General features: G+C 73.5%; 12 protein-coding genes. 7 read left to right on the top strand and 5 right to left on the bottom strand.

Features of this window, described 5'->3' with window-relative positions:
• Positions 1 to 470: 470 nt before the first annotated feature.
• Positions 471 to 1025, bottom strand: a complete 555-nt coding sequence (locus E6R60_RS31610; protein ID WP_136330145.1) for a MarR family transcriptional regulator — start codon at positions 1023 to 1025, stop codon at positions 471 to 473.
• Between the two features lie 148 nt (positions 1026 to 1173).
• Here E6R60_RS31610 and E6R60_RS31615 point away from each other — a divergent pair, with 148 nt between their 5' ends.
• Positions 1174 to 2481: an MFS transporter gene (locus tag E6R60_RS31615; RefSeq protein ID WP_136330182.1), complete on the top strand. Its 1308-nt coding sequence runs from the start codon at positions 1174 to 1176 to the stop codon at positions 2479 to 2481.
• A 6-nt stretch (positions 2482 to 2487) separates the two neighbouring features.
• Here E6R60_RS31615 and E6R60_RS31620 read toward each other — a convergent pair whose 3' ends face one another.
• Together E6R60_RS31620 and E6R60_RS31625 are read right to left on the bottom strand one after the other, a co-directional pair.
• Positions 2488 to 4170: a SpoIIE family protein phosphatase gene (locus E6R60_RS31620; RefSeq protein ID WP_136330146.1), complete on the bottom strand. Its 1683-nt coding sequence runs from the start codon at positions 4168 to 4170 to the stop codon at positions 2488 to 2490.
• Positions 4171 to 4364: 194 nt separating this feature from the next.
• A complete protein-coding gene (locus tag E6R60_RS31625; RefSeq protein WP_136330147.1) occupies positions 4365 to 5762 on the bottom strand; it encodes an NAD(P)/FAD-dependent oxidoreductase in 1398 nt (465 codons plus the stop codon).
• Positions 5763 to 6099: 337 nt separating this feature from the next.
• Here E6R60_RS31625 and E6R60_RS31630 point away from each other — a divergent pair, with 337 nt between their 5' ends.
• Both E6R60_RS31630 and E6R60_RS31635 read left to right on the top strand, forming a co-directional pair.
• Positions 6100 to 7014 (top strand): helix-turn-helix domain-containing protein, encoded by a 915-nt coding sequence (locus E6R60_RS31630; protein WP_136330148.1) that lies wholly within the window; start codon positions 6100 to 6102, stop codon positions 7012 to 7014.
• Positions 7015 to 7692: 678 nt separating this feature from the next.
• On the top strand, positions 7693 to 9693 hold the full coding sequence (locus E6R60_RS31635) for a sigma-70 family RNA polymerase sigma factor (protein ID WP_136330149.1): 2001 nt from the start codon (positions 7693 to 7695) through the stop codon (positions 9691 to 9693).
• A 192-nt stretch (positions 9694 to 9885) separates the two neighbouring features.
• On the opposite strand, the gene E6R60_RS31640 is transcribed toward E6R60_RS31635, so the two are convergent.
• Positions 9886 to 13380 (bottom strand): BTAD domain-containing putative transcriptional regulator, encoded by a 3495-nt coding sequence (locus E6R60_RS31640; protein WP_136330150.1) that lies wholly within the window; start codon positions 13378 to 13380, stop codon positions 9886 to 9888.
• A 241-nt stretch (positions 13381 to 13621) separates the two neighbouring features.
• Entirely contained in the window at positions 13622 to 15733 is a 2112-nt protein-coding gene (locus tag E6R60_RS31645) for an asparagine synthase-related protein (protein ID WP_136330151.1), read from the bottom strand.
• Positions 15734 to 17067: 1334 nt separating this feature from the next.
• Between E6R60_RS31645 and E6R60_RS31650 the strand changes: the two genes are divergently transcribed.
• The 4 genes from E6R60_RS31650 (at position 17068) to E6R60_RS31665 (ending at position 22891) form a co-directional block, all read left to right on the top strand.
• On the top strand, positions 17068 to 18732 hold the full coding sequence (locus E6R60_RS31650; RefSeq protein WP_136330152.1) for a sporulation protein: 1665 nt from the start codon (positions 17068 to 17070) through the stop codon (positions 18730 to 18732).
• 120 nt (positions 18733 to 18852) lie between these two features.
• Entirely contained in the window at positions 18853 to 20109 is a 1257-nt protein-coding gene (gene lhgO, locus E6R60_RS31655) for an L-2-hydroxyglutarate oxidase (protein WP_136330153.1), read from the top strand.
• Positions 20099 to 20983: a tRNA (guanosine(46)-N7)-methyltransferase TrmB gene (gene trmB / locus E6R60_RS31660; protein WP_240802763.1), complete on the top strand. Its 885-nt coding sequence runs from the start codon at positions 20099 to 20101 to the stop codon at positions 20981 to 20983. The genes lhgO and trmB overlap by 11 nt, the downstream gene beginning before the upstream one ends.
• A gap of 378 nt (positions 20984 to 21361) precedes the next feature.
• Positions 21362 to 22891, top strand: coding sequence for a PrsW family intramembrane metalloprotease (locus E6R60_RS31665; RefSeq protein WP_240802764.1), 1530 nt, complete (start codon positions 21362 to 21364; stop codon positions 22889 to 22891).
• Positions 22892 to 22898 lie beyond the last annotated feature (7 nt).

The raw sequence follows: 22898 nt of genomic DNA on the forward strand, positions 1-22898 counted from the left end.
GGTCTGCCAGGACTTTTCAAAGGAACCTCGAACCTGCCGAAGCAGGTCGGGGTATCAACATATCTGGCGTTGACTTTTGGCACGCTGTTGAGTTCTCAAGGAACGGACGCTTCCTTTGTACTCACCCTCTCGGGCTTTCCTCCGGGCGCTTCCCTTCGGTCTTGCGTTTCCGACTCTATCAGACTCTTTCGTGCCTGATTCCCAGTCAGCGGGATTTGTCTTTCCGGCTGTTGGGCCGTTCCGACGTCCAAACTCTAGCGAATTTTCCCGGCGACTCATAATCGAGTCATCGCAATCAATTCCGGCATGCCGAAATCGATCCCGAGTGGGAGATCATGCTGAGAGTTGGTTGCCGCATACGCGGCGGAGTGGCTGTCGAAGAACCGTCCGGCTCCGTGACAACTCGAAGAACCTTACGGACCGGGGCGGGGCGTGTCAACCCCTCCCCGGACAGGCCCGACGGGTCGGTCTCAGCCCAGGTCGGTGAGGCGGCCGCCGGCATCCGGCTGAGCGTGCTCGACGCGGCGCAGGAGGCGGATCAGCATCTCGCCGAGGACCCCGCGCTCGTCGCCCGAGAGGTCCTGGAGCAGGTCCTCCTCGAATTGCGTGGCCATCCGCATCGCCTCCAGCCACTTCGTGCGGCCCTCGTCCGTCAGCTCGACGATGACCCGCACCCGGTTGTTCTCGTCGCGGTCGCGGGTCACGAGTCCTTCGCCCGCCATGCGGTCGATGCGGTGGGTCATCGCGGCGGGAGTCAGGCCGAGCCGCTTGGCGAGCTCCCCCGGGCCCAGCCGGTAGGGGGCGCCGGACAGGACGAGGGTCTTGAGGACCTCCCACTCGGCGTTGCTGATGCCGAGGGCGGCGACCTGCCGTCCGTACGCCACGTTCATCCGGCGGTTCAGCCGGCCGAGGGCCGAGACGACCTGCTCGACCTGGGGGTCCAGGTCGCGGAACTCGCGTTGGTAGGCGGCGATCTGCTCGTCGAGGCTCGGCTCCTGGAGCTCGGGCTCGGTGGTGTCGGACATGGCGGGCAGTATGGCACGCCCTCCATGGCCGTCGAAGTCCTTCAATCTGTATTGTTGACGTTCTAACTTTAGTGCTAAAGTCTTCGGGTTCGAGTCATTCGACGAACGTGGTTTCGAGACCTTGAGGTAGGTGAGTGTGACCAGGGAAATGGGTGCAGCACTGCGGCGGATCCAGCTGGGGAGCGCGCTGAGCGCGTTCGGGCTGGGGTTCACCGTTCCGTATCTGTACGTCTACGTGGCGCAGGTACGGGATCTGGGTGCCGGTACGGCGGGAGTCGTACTGGCGGTCTTCGCCATGGCAGCGCTGGCCGTCCTGCCGTTCACCGGCCGGGCCATCGACCGTCGCGGGCCCCTGCCCGTGCTGGTCGTCGCCTCGGTCGTCGCCTCCCTGGGCGCTGCCGCGCTGGGCGTCTCCTCGCAGGTCACCGCAGCCGTCGTGTCGGCGGCGGTGCTCGGCGCGGGTACCGCCGTCATGCAGCCGGCCCTCGCCACGATGCTCGTCCGCTGCTCCGGCACCGCCACCCGCACCCGCGCCTTCGCCATGCAGTTCTTCCTTCAGAACCTGGGCCTCGGCATCGGCGGCCTGGTCGGCGGGCTGATCGTGGACACCAGCCGGGCCTCGTCCTTCACGCTGCTGTTCCTGATCGAAGCGGTGATGTTCCTCGTGCTCGGCGCCATCGCGGCGACCGTGCGGATGCCACGTACCCCTGTCGTCGCGGAGGAGGCGACGGCGGGCGAGTCCGCTCCGCGCGGCGGGCTGCGGGTGCTGCTCTCGCACCGGGCCATGGTGCAGCTGTGCGTGCTGGGCTTCGTGGTGTTCTTCGCCTGTTACGGGCAGTTCGAGTCCGGTCTCGCGGCGTACGGCACCGAGGCGGCCGGAATCCAGCCTTCGACGCTCGGGATCGCGCTGGCCGCCAACACCGCCGTCATCGTCGTGGCCCAGTTCGTCGTGCTGCGCCTGGTGGAGCGCCGCAAGCGCAGCCGGGTCATCGCCTCGGTGGGCCTGATCTGGGCGTTCGCCTGGATCGTGGCGGGCTACGCGGGTCTCGGTCACGGGAGCCAGACCATGGCGACCGCCGCGATGATCTCCACGTACGCGCTGTTCGGGCTCGGTGAGGCGATGCTGTCGCCGACCGTCGCCCCTCTGGTCGCCGACCTGGCGCCGGAGTCGATGGTCGGTCAGTACAACTCGGCGTTCGCGCTCTGCAAGCAGCTGGCGCTGGCGGTCGGGCCCGCTGTGGGCGGCCCGATGGGGGCCTCGCTGCACGGGCCGTACATCGTGACGTTCGTGCTCTTCTCGCTGGGCATCACGGTGCTGGCGCTGCGGCTGGGCAAGCGGCTCACCCCCGTACAGGACCAGCCTTCGCTCGCGGCCGTGCCGTCGCGGGTGGTCGCCGTGTCGTTGCCGGAGAACGCGTCGACGGACATGCCGGCGCCGGTCGCCGCCGTCCGCTGACGTCCGCTACTGCGGCAGGGCGAATTCGCACCAGACCGCCTTGCCGCCGCCGGGTGTGCGGCGGCTGCCCCAGGACGTGGCGATCGACGCGACGATCGTGATGCCCCGGCCCGCCTCGTCACCCGGCTCCGCCCGGCGGCGGCGCGGCAGGTGGTCGTCGCCGTCGGTCACCTCGATGATCAGTCGGCGGTCCGTGCGCCGCAGGCCCAGGCGCATCGGCGGCGTCCCGTGCTGCAGGGAGTTGGCCACCAGCTCACCGGCGGCGAGGACGCCGAGGTCGCACAGCTCCATCGGGAAACGCCACGAGGTCAGCACGCCCGTCGCGAAGGCACGGGCGCGCGGGGCCGCTTCGACGCCGCCGAGCAGATCGAGCGAGGCGTTGTGGAACAGCTCCGCCGTCGGGCCCGTGCGGGCGGGGTGCTGGACGACCAGCACGGCCACGTCGTCGTCGTGCTCCGCCGTGACGTTCAGGGAGCGGATCAGACGGTCGCAGACCACCTGGGGCGAGCCCTTCGCCCCCGACAGCGCCCGCTCCAGCGCGGCCACGCCCTCGTCGATGTCCTCGCTCCTGCGCTCGACCAGGCCGTCCGTGTAGAGGACGGCGGTGGAGCCGGGCGGCAGCGCGATCGTGCCCGAGGTGTGGATCCAGCCGCCGGTGCCGAGCGGGGGACCCGTCGGGTCCGCGGCGCGGCGCACGGTGCCGTCCTCGTCGCGCACCAGGATCGGGAGGTGACCCGCGGAGGCGTAGACCAGCAGGCCCTCGTTGGGATCGTGGACGGCGTAGGCGCAGGTCGCGATCTGGCTGGCGTCGATCTCGGCGGCGAGCCCGTCGAGCAGTTGGAGCACCTCGTGCGGGGGGAGGTCGAGGCGGGCGTAGGCGCGCACGGCCGTGCGCAGCTGACCCATCACCGCGGCGGCGCGCACCCCGCGGCCCATCACGTCCCCGATGACCAGCGCGGTCCGGCCCGCCCCGAGGGTGATGACGTCGTACCAGTCGCCGCCGACCGCGGCGTCCGTGCCGCCCGGCTGGTAGGTGGCGGCGATCCGCAGGTCGTCGGGCTGCTCCAGCTCCTGCGGGAGCAGCGAGCGCTGAAGGGTGACGGCCGTTTCACGGTGCCGGCTCTCACTGGTGCGCAGCCGCTCGGCCGCTTCCGCGTGGTCGGTGACATCGACGGCGTACACGAGGACACCGCTCTCGTGCCCCTTGTCCTCGCCGTGTCCCTTGTCCTTGTCGTGCCGTACGGGGGTGCAGGTGACCGTGTACGAGTTGCCGCTGGCGGCCTTGCGGGACTTGACGGTGCGCGGCGTGCCGCTGCGCAGGACCTGGTCCATCAGGGGGAGGAGGCTGAGCTCGGTGAGTTCGGGCATCGCCTCGACCGCGGGGACACCGCTGGGGCGCGGTCCGAACGCGGTGGAGTAGGCGTCGTTGACGTACGCGATGCGGTGGTCGGGGCCGTGCACCAGGGCGACGAGGGCGGGGAGCCGGCTGAGGATGTCGCGGGCGGAGAGGTCCTCCAGCGCGGCTGCGGTGACGCGGGTGGCGGGGCCGTCGGGATCGCCGGCCGCAGGGCCCGGCCGGGTGTCGGCCCGGGCGAACTCGGCGCGGGCGGCCGGTACGGGACTGCGGTCGTCGCGGACGGTTTTACGCTGCGTACCGGGTAGGCGGGCGCTCCAACGCGTGAAGTTCACGGAATCCATTGCCTCGTGTGTCGGTCTGGTCCGCTCGGGCGGGTTGCTTCCTGCGCCGGGGCGTCACCCGTGGGTGCCGGCGGTCGGTCGCCCCTGGAACGGTCTACCTCGGTGGTCACTGTCGGTGGCGGCCTGCCGGGTCACTCTGTGCAGATGTGAGCCCACCTATGGTCACACGTCCAGTGTGCCGGACCCTACTGACAGTCGCCGTCGTCCGGCCGCGGGCGCTTGCCTGCGGCGATTTCGAACTCGGCCCTGGGATGTTCCAGGGAGCCGAGTGAGACGATCTCGCGCTTGAAGAGCCCGGCGAGGGTCCATTCGGCCAGCACCCGGGCCTTCCGGTTGAACGTCGGGACGCGGCTCAGGTGGTACGTGCGGTGCATGAGCCAGGCCGGGTAGCCCTTGAGCCGGCGTCCGTACACATGCGCCACGCCCTTGTGGAGTCCGAGGGAGGCAACGGAACCGGCGTAGCTGTGCCGGTATTCCTTGAGCGGGCGGCCGTCGATCGCGGCGACGAGGTTGTCGGCGAGGACCTTGGCCTGGCGGACGGCGTGCTGGGCGTTGGGGGCGGTCTCCCTGCCCGGTTCGGCGGCCGTCAGGTCGGGGACGGCGGCGGCGTCGCCCGCGGCCCAGGCGTGCTCGGCCCCGTCGACGGTGAGCCGGGCGGTGCAGACGAGCCGGCCGCGTTCGTTCAGGGGCAGGTCGGTGGCGGCGAGCAGCGGGGCGGGTTTCACTCCGGCGGTCCACACGAGCGTGCGTGTCGGGAAGCGGGAGCCGTCGCTGAGCACGGCGATCCGGTCCTCGCAGGACTCCAGCCGGGTGTCGAGGCGTACGTCGATGTTGCGGCCGCGCAGTTCCCCGACCGCGTACCTGCCCATCGACTCCCCTACCTCGGGGAGGATGCGGCCGGTCGCCTCGACGAGGATCCATTTCAGGTCCTCGGCCTTGATGTTGTGGTAATACCGCGAGGTGTAGCGGGCCATGTCCTCCAGTTCGGCGAGCGCCTCCACTCCCGCGTAACCGCCGCCGACGAAGACGAAGGTGAGGGCGGCGTCGCGGATGGCGGGGTCGCGGGTGGCGGACGCGATGTCCATCTGCTCGATCACGTGGTTCCGCAGCCCGATGGCCTCCTCGATCGTCTTGAAGCCGACGCCGTGCTCGGCGAGGCCGGGGACGGGGAGGGTCCGCGAGACGGAGCCGGGGGCGAGGACGAGCTCGTCGTACGTGATCTCCACGGCGCCGGTGCCCTCCTCGTCGGTGGCGAGGGTGGTGACGGTCGCGGTGCGCTTGCTGTGATCGATGCGCCGGGCCTCCCCGACGAGGATGGTGCAGTGCGGCAGGACCCGGCGCAGCGGTACGACGACATGACGAGGTGAGATGGAGCCGGCGGCGGCCTCGGGGAGGAACGGCTGATAGGTCATGTACGGGTCGGGGGTGACGACGACGATCTCCGCGGCACCGCTTCTCAGCCTCTGCTTCAGCTTCCGTTGGAGACGCAGCGCGGTGTACATCCCGACATAGCCCCCACCGACGACGAGAATGCGCACACCCGGCGGGGGGCCGGGGGGTGTTCCCCCGGAATCTGAAGCCATCACCACTCCATGACGCAACGTGCGCAGGAGTTTGTCCACAGCCCCGGCAAATTGTGTGACCGGAGGTTCTGTACGGGCCGTGGGGTGCGGAAGTGGCGTATTTACGGAAGCTCCGCAGGTCAGGGGTTACGGAAAGGGCGGTGGAGGGGGCGCGGCGCGATGTCCGACCCCTCGCCGCTCCGGCCGCATGACGCTCCCGGCGGGCAGCCCCCTTCTGAATTGACCCTCGCTCAACTATGTTCGTATGTCGTCGGGGTGCCGGACGTGACCATCGGTCCACCCTCGACTGACACGGCGGGAGTCTCCGGGGGGAGACGTCATAACCGGGGGAACAGTTATGCATATTCAGGAATCGCATTGGCCGACTGCTGCGGTCACGTCCGAAGGAAACGGACGGATCGGGGCAGTCGGGACGGTGAGCGGAGTCGGGACCGGCGGGACCATCGCACCGTCGGGAGCCCTGACCAGCACGCTGGGGGCCGCGCTCGGCGCCCATGCCGGCGGGACCGGCGCACACAACCGCTCGGCCCCACTGCGGGTGGACGCGCAGCGCAATCTGGAACACGTGCTCCGGGCGGCCCGCGAGGTCTTCGGTGAGCTGGGGTACGGCGCCCCGATGGAGGACGTGGCACGCCGCGCCCGGGTCGGTGTCGGCACGGTGTACCGGCGCTTTCCCAGCAAGGACGTGCTGGTGCGCCGGATAGCCGAGGAGGAGACGGCCCGGCTGACCGATCAGGCCCGGTCGGCGCTGGGGCAGGAGGAGGAGCCGTGGTCGGCCCTGTCGCGCTTCCTGCGGACGTCGGTGGCGTCGGGCGCCGGGCGGCTGCTGCCGCCGCAGATACTGCGGGTCGGCGTCGAGGTCGAGGAGTCCGCGGTCGGTGACGCCGGTGCCGTGCGGACCGCGGAAGGGGCCCCGGGTGAGGCGTGGGAGGAGCCCCGGGTGCCCCAGCAGCGCCAGGAAACCGTTCAGGCTCCGGTCCAGGCCGGTCTGCGCGTGGCCGAGCACCCTTCCGCACCGGAGGCCGACGGCGAGGATCTGGGCGCCGGAGCGGCCGATCTGCTGGAGGTCGTGGGGCGGCTGGTCGACCGGGCGCGGGCGTCCGGTGAGCTGCGCCGCGATGTGACGGTGGCCGATGTACTGCTGGTCATCGCGACAGCGGCGCCCTCACTCCCCGACGCGGACCAGCAGGCGGCGGCCTCGGCCCGGCTGCTGGACATCCTGCTGGAGGGACTGCGCTCGCGGCCTGCGTGACCGCGGGGCGTAGGGGCGGGGCTGGTCGGCGGGCCCGGCCCCTGTCCGGGTTGTGCTGACGGGCGCCCGGGTTCCCCGCATGGGCTACTACGGGTGGGCGGGCCGCTCCCTGGCCGGATGAATCGGGCACGGGCGGTCCGTCGCCCGCCCGTACGGCGGCGCGGGCCCTCCCTCCACTCGGGCGGCACCGATGAGGGCAAGATGCCCGCACCCGATGGGGGCGAGCGAGGGTAGGGCGTCTCCCGCCGGATGGGGGGCAGGCAGGGGGAGGGCTTCCCTCGCCGGATGGGGACAGGCACGGGCAGGGCCTCTCCCCTGCGGACAGGGCCAGCGCACCGGCAGCACTTCCCTCGCCGGATGGAAGTCAGGCACCGGCAGGGCGTCTCCGCTCCGGACAGGGACGGACACCGGCAGGACTTCCCCGTCAGGTCGGGAGCAGGCACGGGCAGGACTTCCCTCTGTCCGGATGGGGCGCTTCCGTCGTTCTCGTCGTGGTCCGTCCCAACTGCCCGGTCAACAAGACCCGTTACCCCTCCCCCGAATGAGTGCCCGCTAGTGCTCGGAGTCGGGAAAACGCCCCGGACGAGTGGTTGACGGGGCCGCAGAGCCATCGTTTCTGCGCTCTGTGGCACGCTAGCCCGGTATTCGGGTCCGACAGCGCATACGGGGGCGTCCGCGATGAGCGGTGACGGGCAACAGGAAGAGTCGCTCGACGGCGTGGTCGCCGCCGGTGGCATGGAGACGGGCGGGATGCCCGGGCACCAGGTGCCGAGCCAGGCCGGGCAGCGGCGCGGGGAAGCCGGCGACGGGGACGGCGGCACCGTACTGCCCGGACCATGGCCGCCCCTCCCGGACGAGGGCCGCGCGGACGCGATCGATGCCGCGGCCGCGGTGCCCATGCAGCGGGCGCCCCTCAGTGCGCCCGCCGGGGACGCCTCCGGGCTCGCCTCCTCCGACGCCCAGTTGATCCAGGCGATGCGCGAGGGCGACGACCTCGCGTACGAGGAGCTGTTCCGTCGGCACTCGGACGCGGTGCGCCGCTACGCGCGTACCTGCTGCCGGGACGCGCACACCGCCGACGACCTGACGGCCGAGGTCTTCGCCCGGACCCTGCAGGCGGTACGGGGCGGCAAGGGGCCGGAGGAGGCGGTGCGCGCCTACCTGATGACGGCGGTCCGGCATGTCGCGGCCGCGTGGACGAAGACCGCGAAGCGTGAGCACCTGGTCGACGACTTCGCCGTGTTCGCCGCGCAGGCGACGCGCACCTCGGAGGTGTCGGACGCGGACACGCTCGATCTCGGCGCCGATGTGATGGCGATGCACGAGGCTGAGCAATCGATGGCGATGCAGGCGTTCCGCAGCCTCCCGGAGCGCTGGCAGGCCGTCCTGTGGCACACCACCGTGGAGGAGGAGTCGCCCAGTGACATCGCCCCGCTGTTCGGACTGACGGCCAACGCCACGTCGGTCCTGGCCAGCCGCGCCCGTGAGGGGCTCAAACAGGCATATCTGCAGGCCCATGTGAGCCAGGCGCTCACCTCCGGCGGTGACTGCGCGCGCTACGCGGACCGGCTCGGCGCCTACGCACGTGGAGGCCTGCGGGTGCGGGCCGAGCGGGGTCTTCGGGGACATCTGGACGAGTGCGCGAAGTGCCGGCTCGCCGCAGGCGAACTGGCCCATGTCAACGCCGGGATTCCCGCGCTGCTGCCGGTCGCCGTCATCGGCTGGTTCGCCGCCGGTTACACGCTCAAGGCCGCGGGGGTCGTGGCGGGTGGCGCCGTGGGTGCCGCCGGCGCGGGGGCGGCCGCCGCGGCGACGGGGGGCAGCTCGTCCGCGGGTTCCGCCGGGGGCGCCGCCGCTTCCGAAGGGCTCGGTGCCCCGGCGAAGGCCGGCATCGCGGCGGCGGTCGCCGTCGCAGCCGCGGCCGGGCTGGTCTGGGCGCTGGTCGGCAATGACCAGCCGCGCCCCGAGGCGAAGCCGGTTGCCCGGCCCCCGGCCGTCGCGCCCGCCGCGCCGGCGCCGACACCGCCGGCACCCGAGCCGAAGCCCGCCGCGCCGGCTCCCCCGGCTCCGACGCCGCCGGAACCCACGCCCACGCCTACGCCCACTCCCCCACCGACCCCGACCCCACCGCCGAAGCCCACTCCGACGCCGAAGCCCGTCCCTCCGCCGCCGCCCGCGCCGAAGCCGACCCAGACTCCCACCCCTGAGGCGCCGACGCCGCCTCCGCCGCCCGCTCCCGCACCGGAGGAGTACCAGGTCAGCGAGCTGGACTACACGCTGCTCGGCGATCACAGCGGGCCCGAGGTGATGCTCGGTGAGAGCGGCTGGGCATGGCAGCGTTCCGGCCTGTCGATCGGCGGCACGCAGTACGCCCACGGGGTGACCGTCCACAGCCGTTCCTCGGTCTCCATTCAGCTGAACCGCCCGTGCACGCGGTACGAGGCGATGGTGGGCGTGGACGACATGACCATGGGCCTGGGCTCAGTGCGGTTCTCGGTGTTCAACGGCGACGGGGCGCGGCTGTGGCAGTCCCCGGTGATGAACGGTGACGACCCGGCCGTTCCGGTGAGCGTCGGCATCGAGGGCCAGGAGCGCATCCGGCTCGTCGTGGAGCCCACGACCCCGATGGGCGGGGTCGCCCTCGCCGACTGGGCCGAGTCACGCATCAGCTGCCGCTGAGCCGCGGGAAGCCGCCCCGCGCCCTTTCTGCGGGGTCACAGCAGGCTCGCTGTGACGCTTCCGGGGTCACGACAGCCAGCTGCGAACTCTCAAGGAGGCGTGGAAGCCCGGCAACGAACCCTCAAGGGGTCTTGGAAGCCCAGCTGCGAGTCTTACGGAGTCGAGGAAGCCACACTGCCCCGTCTCACGGAGTCACGGATGCCTCGCTGCACCGCCCTCCGGATCCGGCAACTCTGCCGTGATGCCCTGGAGCAGGTCGATGACGCCGTCAAGGCTCAGGCCGAGGCCCGCTTCGTGCTCCTCCTCGTACCGCAGCGCACCCAGCTCCTTGCGGGCCAGCCGCTCGGCCGTGTCCACCTCGGCCTGTTCCGCCGGGGTCCTGGGGCCGGACAGCCGCCAGCTGTCGGCGGCGGCCAGGACGCGTGCGGTGGCCGCGTGGTGGCCCACCCTCGGCAGCACGGTCGCCACGCCGTCCGCCAGGAAGCCGGTGACGATCTCGGCGCACTGCGCCTCGCTCGCGGCGACGAGGGCCGCCGTCAAGCCGCGCAGCCCGGCGACGGGGCCGCCCCCGGGCCCGGTTTCGTGCACGGAGATCCGGGCCGAGAGTCCGTCCAGCGCCACGGTGAAGTGTGAGGGTGATCCGCTGCGCCCGGCCTCGCTCCGGGCTGAGACGAGGTGCTGCCGGGCGGTGGTGACATCGCCCGTGTGGAAGGCCATCGTGGCTCGGAGGTAGTGGATGTACGCGGCGGCGTCGCGTACCTGGTGGCTCTCCGCCTCGGCCTCCGAGCGGTCCAGCCGCTCGGCGGCGGCCGTCAGGTCGCCTGTGCGGTAGGAGAGTTCGGCCAGCCGGGCCAGAAGGAACGGTGCCTCGGCATGGGCGCCGACTTCGCGGGCGAGCAGCAGTGCCTCCTCGTAGGCCGCCCGCGCTTCGTCGTAGCGCCCGCGCATCATCCCCGCCTCGGCCGCCGCGCTCGCGACCTGGGCACGCATCCAACGGTCGCCGACGCGGCGGCTCAGCTCGCGCAGTTCGGCGAGGTCGTCGTCGACGCCGGGCATGCCGCCCGGCATGTCGACGATCATGTGGGTGCGGAACATCAGGGTGATGCCGTACTCCCAGGCGCCGCCGTGGGTACGGGCGTTGTCGACGGCCAGGTCGATCTTCCGCCGCACGTCGTCCGCCGTTCCGGTGAGGAACGAGGTCATCGGCCAGAGCAGTCCGGGGAACCGGGTGCCCCATGGTCCGGAGGAGGCGAAGACGTCGGCCAGCCGGTCCACGAACGCGTGGAACCGCGCGTCATTCTGCTCGCTGTCGGTCGACCCGCGCTCCGCCGCGTAGAAGAACCACAGGATGTGGAGGTTCATCCGGTCCCAGTACCGGGGGTCCGTCTCGTCGGCGGGGTCCTCGCCGAGCGCCAGGACCCGCTCGGCCCAGGAGAGGCCCTCGGGCCGGTAGTTGCGCAGCCACCAGAACCAGCCCATACCCAGCACCAGTCGCGTCGCGTCCTGTTCGCAGGGGAGAGCGGCGGACGTCGTACGGTGAAGCGCCGCCCGGATGTTGTCGAGGTCGGTCTCCAGGCGCTGGATCCAGGGGAGCTGGTCGGCCGAACGCAGACGTGGCTCGGCCTCCTCGACGAGCGCGGTGAAGTACGCGGTGTGCGCACGCCCGGCCGCGACGCGTAGGTCCGGGTTCTCGGCGCAGCGTTCGACGGCGTATTCGTGGATGGTCTCCAGGAGGCGGTAGCGCATCGTGCCGTCCGCGGCCGGGGCGGCGACGACCAGGGACTTGTCGACCAGGGCGCCGATCAGGTCGGCGGTGTCGCCCCAGGCGTGCGGGCCGGGACCGGCGGGGCTGCGGATGACGGCTTCCGCGGCGGTCAGGTCCCAGCCGCCCGCGAAGACGGAGACCTGGCACAGGGCGGTGCGCTCGTCCTCGTCGAGGAGGTCCCAGGACCAGTCGACGACCGCGCGCAGGGTCTGCTGGCGGGGCAGCACGGTGCGGCTGCCCCCCGTCAGCAGGCGGAACCGGTCGTCCAGCCGGTCCGCGATCTGGCGCGGCCCGAGGAGCCGCAGCCGCGCGGCAGCGAGTTCGATGGCGAGCGGCAGACCGTCCAGTCGGCGGCAGATCTCGGCGACGGCTTCCGGATCGTGCGCCGGTTCGTGTGCGGGGTCGAAGCCGGGGCGTACGGCTCGGGCGCGCTCGGTGAACAGGCGGTGGGCGGGGTCCGCGGGCAGCGGGTCGACCGGTCGGACGGACTCGCCGGGGACGCCGAGGGGTTCGCGGCTGGTGGCGAGGACGCGGAGCCTCGGACAGCGGGTCAGCAGGGTCTCGGCCAGGGCGGCGGCCGCCCCGATGACGTGCTCGCAGTTGTCGAGGATGAGGAGGACCGGCCGGGCGCGCGAGCCCAGGCGGTCGACGAGCAGCTCCACCGGTTCGGTGCGCGGAGGCCCGTCGTGGCTGCCGTCCCGCAGCAGCGCCGTCTCGCGCAGCCCGAGTGCGGACAGCACGGCTCCCGGGACGGCTTCGGGGTCCTCCACCGGGGCCAGTTCGGCGAGCCAGACGTCGCAGGGGGCGTCGGGGGCGTGGCCCTCGCGTGCTGCGGACTCCTCGGCGAGTCGGGTCTTCCCCGAGCCACCCGGGCCGGTGAGGGTGACCAGCCGGGACCGGGCCAGGTCGTCCCGGAGGGCGCGGAGCTCGGGCTCGCGGCCCACGAAGGAGGTGAGCCTGGGGCGGAGGTTGCCCCGGGCCGGTTTCACGTGAAACGTGCCGGTCGGAGCGGGGGTGGCCGGGTCAGCGGTGACCGGTGCGGGAGCGGCCGGTGCGGGAGCGAGCAGTTCCCGGTGGAGAGCGGTCAGTTCGGGCCCGGGGTCGGTGCCGAGGCCGTCGGCGAGGGTGCGGCGCGCGTCCTCGTACGCGGCGAGCGCGTCGGCCTGCCGGCCATCGGCGCGCAGGGCGCGGATGAGCTGGGCCCGGAAGCGCTCGTCGTACGGGTGGGCGGCGGTCAGCTCCGTCAGTTCGGCGACGAGAGCGGCGGGGTCGGGGGCAGGGGCGGCGGAGTGGGGGGCAGGGGCGGACGCGCCATCGGAGGGCTCCCCGGCGGAGCCCGGGCCGGCGGCGGCGAAGCCCGCGTGGGGGGTGTCTCCGGCCCCGTTCCGTATCGCAAGCCCTCCCCCTCCCGGTGCCGCCGCGCAGCGGAGGTCGGCCTCGATCCGGCGTTCCAGGGCGGCGAGCCGGTGGGCCTCCGGGCGCAGGGCGTGGCCGCGGTCCCCGTCGGGCAGATCGGCGAGTGCGGGGCCGCGCCAGAGGGCGAGTGCGGTACGCAGAGTGCGGGCGGCGTCCGCCGGGGCGCCGGCCTCCAGCTGGGCACCGCCCTGCCGGGCGAGGCGCTCGAAGACGTGCAGGTCGACGTCGTCAGGGCGGGCGGCGAGGCGGTAGCCGCCGGGGCCGCTGGCCAGTGCGTCCTTGCCCAGCACCCGGCGCAGCCGGCCGACGAGGGCCTGGAGCGCGGCGGTGGCGTCTGCCGGGGGCTGGTCCGCCCAGACATCCGCGACGAGCTCGGTGACGGGTACGGCGCGGCCCGGACGCAGGGCGAGGGCGGCGAGCAGGGCGCGCAGCCGCGTACCGCCGAGGGGCAGCGCCGCGCCGCGCTCGTCTCGCGCCTCCGTGACGCCCAGGATCAGATACCGCACCCCGCCATTGTGTCCCGCCCCAGCACAACGGGGCATCGGACGACCCACCCCGCTCACGCGACGGTCCCGGGCGCACGGGACACGAAGCACGGGGACGGGAGGGCGAGGGGACGGGGGGACACCGGCGGGGGGGGGACACCGGCGCACCCGATACGAGCCACGGCGCACCCCCACAGCACGCGCCGGAGAACATCGCCCCCAGCCGCGCCGCGCCGCCGCTCCGGGAAGCCGCCCGAGCCGCCTACCCCTGCAACGAGCGTCGGGCCGGTGCCACCCCGCCGGCGACCGCGCGCTGCCGGGGCGCCGCCGTCCCCGTCCAGCAGGTTCCGCGCCGCGACACGAGGCGGCGCAGCCACAGTTCCGTGGAGGCGAGGTCGGCCAGGCCGTCCAGGGGCAGGGGCTCCCCCTCGGAGGCCGCACGCAGGGCCTTGCGTACGACGCGGGCCTCGACCAGGCCGGCGTCGGCGAGCAGCGGGGCGTCGAACAGGGCGATCAGCTCGGGCAGCGAGGCGCGCAGGCCGGTCCGGGTGACCGCGGTCGAGGTGGCCTGGGACGGGGCGCCCCAGCCGGGCGGCAGCTCGTGGATGCCCGCGCCCGCCAGCACCCGGCGCAGGATCGCCGCACGGGCGCCCGGCTGGACCCTGAGGGATTCGGGGAGCGCGCGGGCGGCGCGTACGACCTGGTTGTCCAGGAAGGGGGCGTGCAGGCGCTGGCTGCGGATCTCGGCGGCCTGCTCCAGGATGCGGTGACCGGCGGCGTGCCGGGCCAGGGAGGCTCGGGCCCGGGCCTCCCCGGGGCGCTGGACCGAGGTGGGGCGGATCGCCGCCTCCTGAAGACGAACCGATACTTCGGCCAGCGCCTCTCCGGTGAGCCACCGGGCGGCCGGACCCGGGCGGGACCACGCCAGTGCGGCGAGGGAGGCGTCTGCGGGGGTGCCGAGGTCGGGGCTGAGGCGGTTGGCGTCGGGCAAGCGGTCGGCCGCGGCTTCGAGTCCGGTGCGGTAGGACGTACGGGCCAGCCGGCGGGCGGCCCGGTAGACGGTCAGCGGCACGAACAGCGAGTGCGCGGACGGGCCTTCGGCCTTGGCGAGCGCGGCGACCGGGCGCACCAGATGGCGCCGTCTGCGGTCGATCAGCAGGTCCGCGAGGCGCGCCGGGTGGGCGTCGAGCACCTGCCGGGCGCCGTCGCCCACGAAATGGTCCGCGCTGCCCGCGGAGAGGCGGCGGCGGTGGCGTTCGACGAGGACGAGGGAGGGGGCCGGCTCATCGGTGAGCGGGCCGTTCTCCAGGGCTGCGTAGGGCAGCGCCTCTTCGCCCGCGGCGACCACGACGTGGTGCAGCCTCGGGTTGGCGGCGATGAGACGGGCGCGTTCGAGCTCGTCCTCGTGGGCGCGGGTCGTCAGATCGTTGAAGGTGACGGCGAGCAGCCGCTCCCCCGCTCCCGTGCCGTGGCCGAGGATCGTGCCGGGCAGGCCGGGAAGCCCGGCGGCGAGCAGGGCGAGCGTGGCCGACGCGCTGCCCCCGGAGAGGTCGGAGCCGATTCCGGGGACGGGTGCGCCCCGGGCGGCGCGGCGTTCGGCGGGGCCCATGCCGGGGACCGGGCCGGGGTCGGGCGGCAGCGTCTCCGGGGCGTGGCGCGGGGCCAGGAGTCTGGCGCGCACCGCTTCGACCAGGGCGTCGCGCACCCCCTCGACGGCGGTCACGGGGTCGACTTCGGGCGCGGCCACGGCAAGGGAGGCCACCGCTTCGTAGCCCGTGATCTCCCGCGAGCCCTCGCGCAGGATCAGTGCGTGCCCGGGCGGGATGCGCTTCACGCCCTCGTACGGCGTGCCGTCGCGCAGCGCCTCCGGGGTCTCCGGGCAGGCGAGCAGGGCGGCGAGGTGGCCGATGTCCAGCTGGGCCTCGATGAGGTCGGCCAGGGGGAGCGCGGCGGTGGCATAAGCCGTCCCGCCGGCCCAGGGAGTGTAGAAGACCGGGCGGGCTCCGGCGAGGTCTCCGGCCACGGTGATCCGGCGGCCTATCTGCACGACGGCCGTATAGCTGCCCGTCCAAGCGGTGAGGTGGCGGAGGGCTCCGCCGCGGGCGGCGAGCAGACCGACGCGCAGTTGTTCGTCCGTGGCCCCGCAGCAGCCGAGGACGGCGAGGCGTGCGGTGGGGGCGCCTTCGGCGGTGTCCACCCGGACGGTACGGATCTCGTCGGGCCGCCAGTCGCCCACCGCCCACAGCGGATCCGGGTCGCCCCACAGGAGTTGGGAACCCACGGGGTGCATCGTGCGCCCCTCGTCACTGCCGCCGACGGCTCCGGCCGTGCCGAAGCTCGCGGCGATACTGCTCCAACCCACCAACCAACGCATCGCCGCCTCCACAGGCTGTGGACAAAAACGGCGCGACAGGGCGCTATCGGGAGAACTCCGGTAACGCGCGGCGCCGTTGCGGACATGCTGCCACGACAACGGCGCGCAGGAGTGGCTACGGAGCGCGCACGTCGTGAGCGCATGCGCCCCTGGCAAAGGCCGGAGCGTGCACGCCCGACCTGGCGTTCCGCGAAAGGCCCGCGCGCGTCGGACCCGACGCCTACGGAGGTACGGATTCCGTGCGTGGGAGTTACGGTTCCGTGCATCGCGTTCCCCGCACACGTGCCCGCGTAACGGCCCGGATCCCGCCACGGCCGCACCCTCGCCGGGGCGGCTCCCGGATGTCCGTGATCCCTCGCCCCCACCTGTGCCCCACCGGCGACATCCGGCCAATCTCGGGAGGCGGGGGAACCGATCGGGCGGCGCATCGCAGCCAACTATGGCCCGGTTCACCCCGGTTCGCTCCAGGCAGCGCACAGACCCGCGGCGGACCCGGTCCGCGGCCGCCACGGCCCGGCAGTGGCTCTTCGGAGCCGGCTCGGCGGCCGGGGCCGTACCGGCTCCCCGCCGGGTCCGGGAGGCGCGGTCCGCCCCCCGGACCGGTCCGCCGCCTGCGGGGAATGAGGCGGCGGTGCTCCCCCAGCCCGCTGTGTCCAGTGCAGCGGGCCGACCCACGCAGCACCCATGCAAGCGCTCCCGCGGGGACCGGGCGAGAGCGCACGGCCGGGCGCACGGCCACACGCCGGGAGCACGCGCGGACACCCCCGGACGAGGCTCCGGCGGCGGCCGCCGAGACCGCACGGAAGGATGCCGGGACGCGCGCCGTGACCCGGATCGGGGCTGGTCGGCGGGCGGAAGGCGGTCGGCGCCACCCCCTCCTTCCCGTCCCCCCGCATCAGGCCCGCGGGGTTCGGCCGCTCCTCCCGGGCGCCGTCCGGCGGTCTCCGCACCGGAGTGCGGGCGGGCCTCACAGACCCTCCCCCGTACCCCCGCTTCCTCTCCCCCGTTCCTCCGCGCTTCCTTCGCGCGGCGTTCGCCTCCCGCTCGCCCACCGCGCCCCTTCCGCCCCTCGCGCCGCACGGCTTCCCCCGAGTCCCCGCCGGTGGCCGGTACGGACAAGAATCCCGCCATACGGACGTCCAGCCCTTAACGGTAGGGATGTGGCGAACTACGCTGGGTTTACTGATGTTCTCAGCAGGGCGGCATATTCCTCGGGGCTCGGCCATATGCGTGTGCGGCCGGAGTGCCGGGGTTCGTCCCTGGGGAGAACCCGGTACGAATGCCGCGCGCCGCATCGGTGACGCGGCTGCCGTCTGTGTGTCGAGGGGTGGCGCATGTCCAGGGAGCAACGCGGACCGAACGACAAGCTCGGAACCGTTCTCGCCCTCGCGGGAATCAGCAACGCCGGGCTCGCCCGGCGGGTCAACGACCTCGGGGCGCAGCGCGGACTGACACTTCGGTACGACAAGACCTCGGTGGCCCGGTGGGTCTCCAAGGGCATGGTGCCGCAGGGCGCCGCGCCCCATCTCATCGCTGCGGCGATCGGCGCCAAGCTCGGCCGGCCTGTCCCGCTGCACGAGATCGGGCTGGCCGACGCCGACCCGGCGCCGGAGGTCGGGCTGGCGTTCCCCCGCGATGTGGGTGAGGCGGTCCGTTCCGCGACCGAGCTCTACCGACTGGATCTGGCCGGGCGGCGGGCGGGCAGCGGCGGGATCTGGCAGTCCCTGGCGGGTTCCTTCTCCGTGAGTGCGTATGCGACCCCTGCCTCCCGCTGGCTGATATCCCCCGCCGACCCGTCGGTGGAACGCGCCTCGACAGCGGCAGCCCCCGCCCAGCACGGCACCCAGGGCGCACGGGGCGCATCGGGGGCGCAAGGCGCATCGACCGCGCCGGGCGCCGCCCACCCGCCCAGCGCCCACGGAAAACAGGGCGCCCCCGCCAAGGACGCGCCGGGACAGCCGACGGCCACCGCCCCCGGGCCCGGCACCTCGCTGCTGGTGGGCCACGGCACGCCCGTTCCCGGGCACGGCCTCTCGATCCCCGTCCAGCCGGGGCCCGACTCCGCCTACGCCGTCTCGCCGCTGCGGGTCGGCCACAGCGACGTGTCCAAACTGCGCGAGGCCGCTCAGGACGCGCGCCGCTGGGACTCCAAGTACGGCGGCGGGGACTGGCGTTCGTCCATGGTCCCGGAATGCTTACGCGTCGACGCGGCACCGCTGCTGCTGGGCTCGTACAGCGACGAGGTCGGCCGGGCGCTCTTCGGCGCGTCGGCCGAACTGACCCGGCTCGCCGGATGGATGGCCTTCGACACCGGTCAGCAGGAAGCGGCCCAGCGCTACTACATCCAGGCGCTGCGCCTGGCGCGGGCCGCGGCCGATGTGCCGCTCGGCGGCTACGTCCTCGCGTCCATGTCGCTGCAGGCGACGTACCGCGGCTTCGCCGACGAGGGCGTCGACCTCGCGCAGGCGGCGGTCGAGCGCAACCGCGGCCTCGCGACGGCCCGCACCATGAGCTTCTTCCGCCTGGTGGAGGCCCGGGCCCACGCGAAGGCGAACGACGCACCGGCCGCCGGAGCCGCTCTGAAGGCCGCCGAGGGGTGGCTGGAGCGGTCCCGGGACGGCGACGCGGACCCGTCGTGGCTGGGCTTCTACTCGTACGACCGGTTCGCCGCCGACGCCGCGGAGTGCCACCTCGACCTGAAGGCGCCGCGGCAGGTGCGGCGGTTCACCGAGCAGGCGCTGTCCCGGCCCACCGAGGAGTTCGTCCGCTCGCACGGCCTGCGCCTCGTCGTCTCCGCCGTCGCCGAGCTGGAGTCCGGGAACCTGGACGCGGCCTGCGCGGCCGGCACCCGTGCCGTGGAGGTGGCGGGCCGCATCTCGTCGGCACGGACCACCGAGTACGTGCGCGATCTGCTGCACCGCCTGGAGCCGTACGGGGACGAACCGCGCGTCGTCGAGCTGAGGGAACGCGCGCGACCGCTGCTCGTCGCCCCCGCATAGCCGGCCCCGGCGCCGAGCCGGGCCCCGCCCGGACCGGCGCGGGATCCGCCACGCTGTGCCCGCACTGGTTTGAACGCGTTGTCAGTGGGTCAGTGCACTATCGGGGTGGGAGGTGGCGTGATGATGACGCACGCGGCGTACGACTGCGATGTGCTGGTGATCGGCGGCGGGATCGTCGGCCTGTCGGCCGCGTATGCGATCACGCGGACCGCACCGGGCACGCGCGTGACCGTGCTGGAGAAGGAGTGGGGCCCCGCGCGCCATCAGACCGGGCGCAACAGCGGGGTGATCCACAGCGGCATCTACTACCCCCCGGGCTCGCTGAAGGCGCGGTACGCGGTACGCGGCGCGGCGGAGATGACCGACTTCTGCCGGGAGCACGGCATCGCGCACGCCGTGACCGGGAAGCTGATCGTCGCGACCGGCCGCTCCGAGCTGCCGCGGCTGCACGCCCTGGTGCAGCGCGGCCGGGAGCACGGGCTGCCGGTGCGCGAGCTGGGGCCCGCGCAGATCGCGGAGTACGAGCCGCGGGTGCGGGGCCTCGCCGCGATCCGGGTGGGCACGACCGGGGTGTGCGACTTCGGCGCGGTCGCCGAGCGCTTCGCCGCCGAGGTGCGGGACGGCGGCGGCCTGATCAGATTCGGCGCCGAGGTCACCGCGATCGACCGGCGGCCGTGGGGCGTCGCGGTGCGGACGGCGGACGGCCTGGTGGTCCGGGCCAGGGTGCTGGTCAACTGCGCCGGGCTGCACTCCGACCGGGTGGCGCGACTGGCGGGCGACGACCCGGGGGTGCGCATCGTGCCCTTCCGGGGGGAGTACTACGAGCTGGCCCGGCCCGAGCTGGTGCGCGGCCTGGTCTATCCGGTGCCCGATCCGGCGTTCCCCTTCCTCGGCGTCCATCTGACCCGGGGCCATGACGGCAGCGTCCACGTCGGTCCGAACGCGGTACCGGCACTGGCCCGCGAGGGGTACGGCTGGCCGGTCGTACGCCCCCGGGAGCTGCTGGACACCCTGAGCTGGCCGGGCTCCTGGCAGATCGCCCGCCGACACTGGCGGTACGGGGCGGGCGAGGTACACCGCTCGCTGTCCAAGCGCGCCTTCACGGCGGCCGTCCGGCGGCTCCTGCCCGACGTGACGGAGGACGATCTGCGCCCCTCCGCCGCCGGGGTCCGGGCGCAGGCCGTCCTGCGCGACGGCACACTCGTGGACGACTTCCTGATCCGTGAAGCCCCTCACACGGTGCACGTGCTGAACGCCCCTTCGCCCGCCGCCACGGCCGCTCTCCCCATCGGGCGGGAGGTGGCACGCAGGGCGCTGCTCCGGGCACAGGGGACGGGGTGGAAGCCGCCCGCCGTAGAATCAGGGCATTGTGTCTGAGCCCTTGAACCCCTCCCCCGCGAACGGCGCCGACGCGGACGGCGCCGACCCCGCGCCCGCGTCCACCGGTACGGACGGCGCCGCGCCCGCGACCGCCGGAATCCCGGACGAGCTGCGCGCCGCGGCCCTCGACCGTGCGCGCAGGCTGCGCCAGGAGCCCCGCTTCCCCGGCGGCCCCGCGGCCGATCCGGCCGGTTCGCACCACGAGCGCCGGATCCGCAGCTTCCAGCCGCGCCGCAGCCGGGTCACCCCTGGCCAGCAGGACGCCCTGGAGCGGCTGTGGCCGAAGTGGGGCCTGGACATCGACGGGCTGCGCGTCCTCGACCTGCCCGAGCTGTTCGACGGGCTCCCGGTGGTCCTGGAGATCGGCTTCGGCATGGGCGAAGCCACCGCGCAGATGGCCGCCGACGACCCGGGCACCGGCATTCTCGCCGTCGACGTGCACACCCCGGGCCAGGGCAACCTCCTCGGTCTCGCGGACCGGAACGGCTTGTCCAACATCCGGGTCGCCAACGGTGACGCGATCATCCTGCTGCGCGAGATGCTGGAGCCGGACGCGCTGGACGGGCTGCGGGTGTACTTCCCCGACCCGTGGCCCAAGTCGCGCCACCACAAGCGCCGGCTGATCCAGCCGGAGTTCCTCGACCTCGCGGCCCAGCGCCTGAAGCCCGGTGCGGTCCTGCACTGCGCGACCGACTGGGAGCCGTACGCCGAGCAGATGCTGGAGGTGCTGACCGCGCACCCCCGCTTCGAGAACACGGCGGCGGACGGCGGTTACGCGCCACGGCCCGCGTTCCGGCCGCTGACCAGGTTCGAGGGTCAGGGTCTGGACAAGGGCCATGTCGTGCACGACCTGCTGTTCGCCCGCTGCTGACCGGCCCGGGGGCCGCTCGGCCCTGCTGACGCCAGAAGCGGCTGACGACGCGTCGTCGCCGGGCGGGCGAGCGGCGGCACGCCGTTCCCGGCCGGACCGGGAGGCGAAGTGCCGTCGCCGGCCCGGCCGGGAAGAGCCCCGACCCCGCCGGCCGGCCGAGGGGCGGGCCGACGTCGCCGGGCCGGCGGGCCCCGTCCACGCGCCATGGCCGTTGTCAGTCCTGCTCGTTAGGGTCATGGAGTGTCGTCCGACGGGTCTGTTCAGCAGCAACTTCAGTCGCAGCCGGCCGTCCCGGTGCTCGCGGAGCACCTGGACGGCGAGGTCCTGACTGCCGCGCCGGACCGGGGGCAGTGGCGGTACCGTCCGCGCCGCGTCGGCATGCTGTGGCGGAGCAAGCCGCTCCGGATCGTCGCCGTCTTCACCGTGCTCGCGCTCTGCGGTCTGGTGATCCTCGCCCTGGTCCGCGACCAGACGGGGACGCAGGGTTTCCTCGTCGGTCTGGGCTTGGCCGTGCTCCCCGTCCCGGTGCTGATGACGGCGTTCCGGTGGCTGGACCGGGTCGAGCCGGGCCCCTGGCGCAACATGCTCTTCGCCTTCGCCTGGGGGGCCTGCGCGGCCGCCCTGGTCGCGATCCTGGCCAACTCCTTCGCGACGCAGTGGATCGCCACCGCCACCGCGGACCCGGGCGGTGCGGACACCCTGGGCGCCACCGTCATAGCGCCGGTCGTGGAGGAGAGCGCCAAAGCGGCGGCCGTGCTGCTGCTCTTCCTGTTCAGGCGGCGGGACTTCGACGGGATCGTCGACGGCGTGGTCGTCGCCGGCTTCACCGCCACGGGCTTCGCCTTCACCGAGAACATCCTCTATCTGGGCAACGCCTTCGGCGAGGACCAGGAGATGGGCTCGGGCTTCGCCTCGGTGACCGCGGCGACGTTCTTCGTACGTGCGGTGATGTCGCCGTTCGCCCATCCGCTCTTCACCGTGATGACCGGCATCGGTTTCGGCATCGCCGCGAGCAGTGCGCGCCACCAGCGCTTCCGGCGCCTCGCGCTCCCCCTGGCGGGCCTGCTCCTCGCGATGGGCATGCACGCCCTGTGGAACGGTTCGTCGACGTTCGGCCCCTACGGTTTCTACGCCGTGTACGGGGCCTTCATGGTTCCGGCGTTCGGGCTGGTGACCTGGCTGGCGATCTGGGCCCGCCGCCGCGAGCTGCGCACCCTCGGCATCGAACTTCCGGTGTACGCGGCGGCCGGCTGGCTGTCCCCCGCCGAGCCTTTCGCCCTCTCCTCCATGCGCGCCCGCGGCATGGCCAGGGACCTCGCACGCCAACGGGCGGCGGCAGCGGCGGCCGGCGCCCCGTACGGCAGCCCCCAGGGCCACACCTACCACCCGGCCCACGCCCCGCACCCCGCTCACGCGCGCATAGCCGCCACCCCGCTGAAAGCGGTGAGGGCCGAGGGCAGGGCCGCGGCCCGTGCGGTCGCCGAGTACGAGTCCTTCGCGACCTCGCTGGCCTTTCTGCGCCGACAGGCCCGCCGCGGCACGGCGGGCCCGGACTTCGCCGAACGTGAGCGGGAGTTGCTGCACCACCTGTGGCAGCGCCGGGAGACCGCCGGGCCGGCCCTGGTGCACGCGGCACAGGCCACGGGCCGTCTGCGTCTGCGGTTCGTACCCGCGGCGCACCGGCCGTACGCGGGCCAGGGCATCGGGCCCGGACCGGCCCAGGGCTACGGAACGCCCCCGCCTCCCGGCCACCACGCCTCCCCGTACGCCGGGCCGCGCCACGACGCCCGGCCGTCCGCAAACCCGCCGCACAACCCGCCGTACGCGAACCACCCGCACACGAGCCCGCCGTACACGCCCCCTCAACGCGCGAACCAGCCGTACCCGCCCCCGCCCTACAGCCCTTAGGGAGCGA

This window comes from Streptomyces sp. A0642 (assembly GCF_004795105.1).
Taxonomy (GTDB): domain Bacteria; phylum Actinomycetota; class Actinomycetes; order Streptomycetales; family Streptomycetaceae; genus Streptomyces.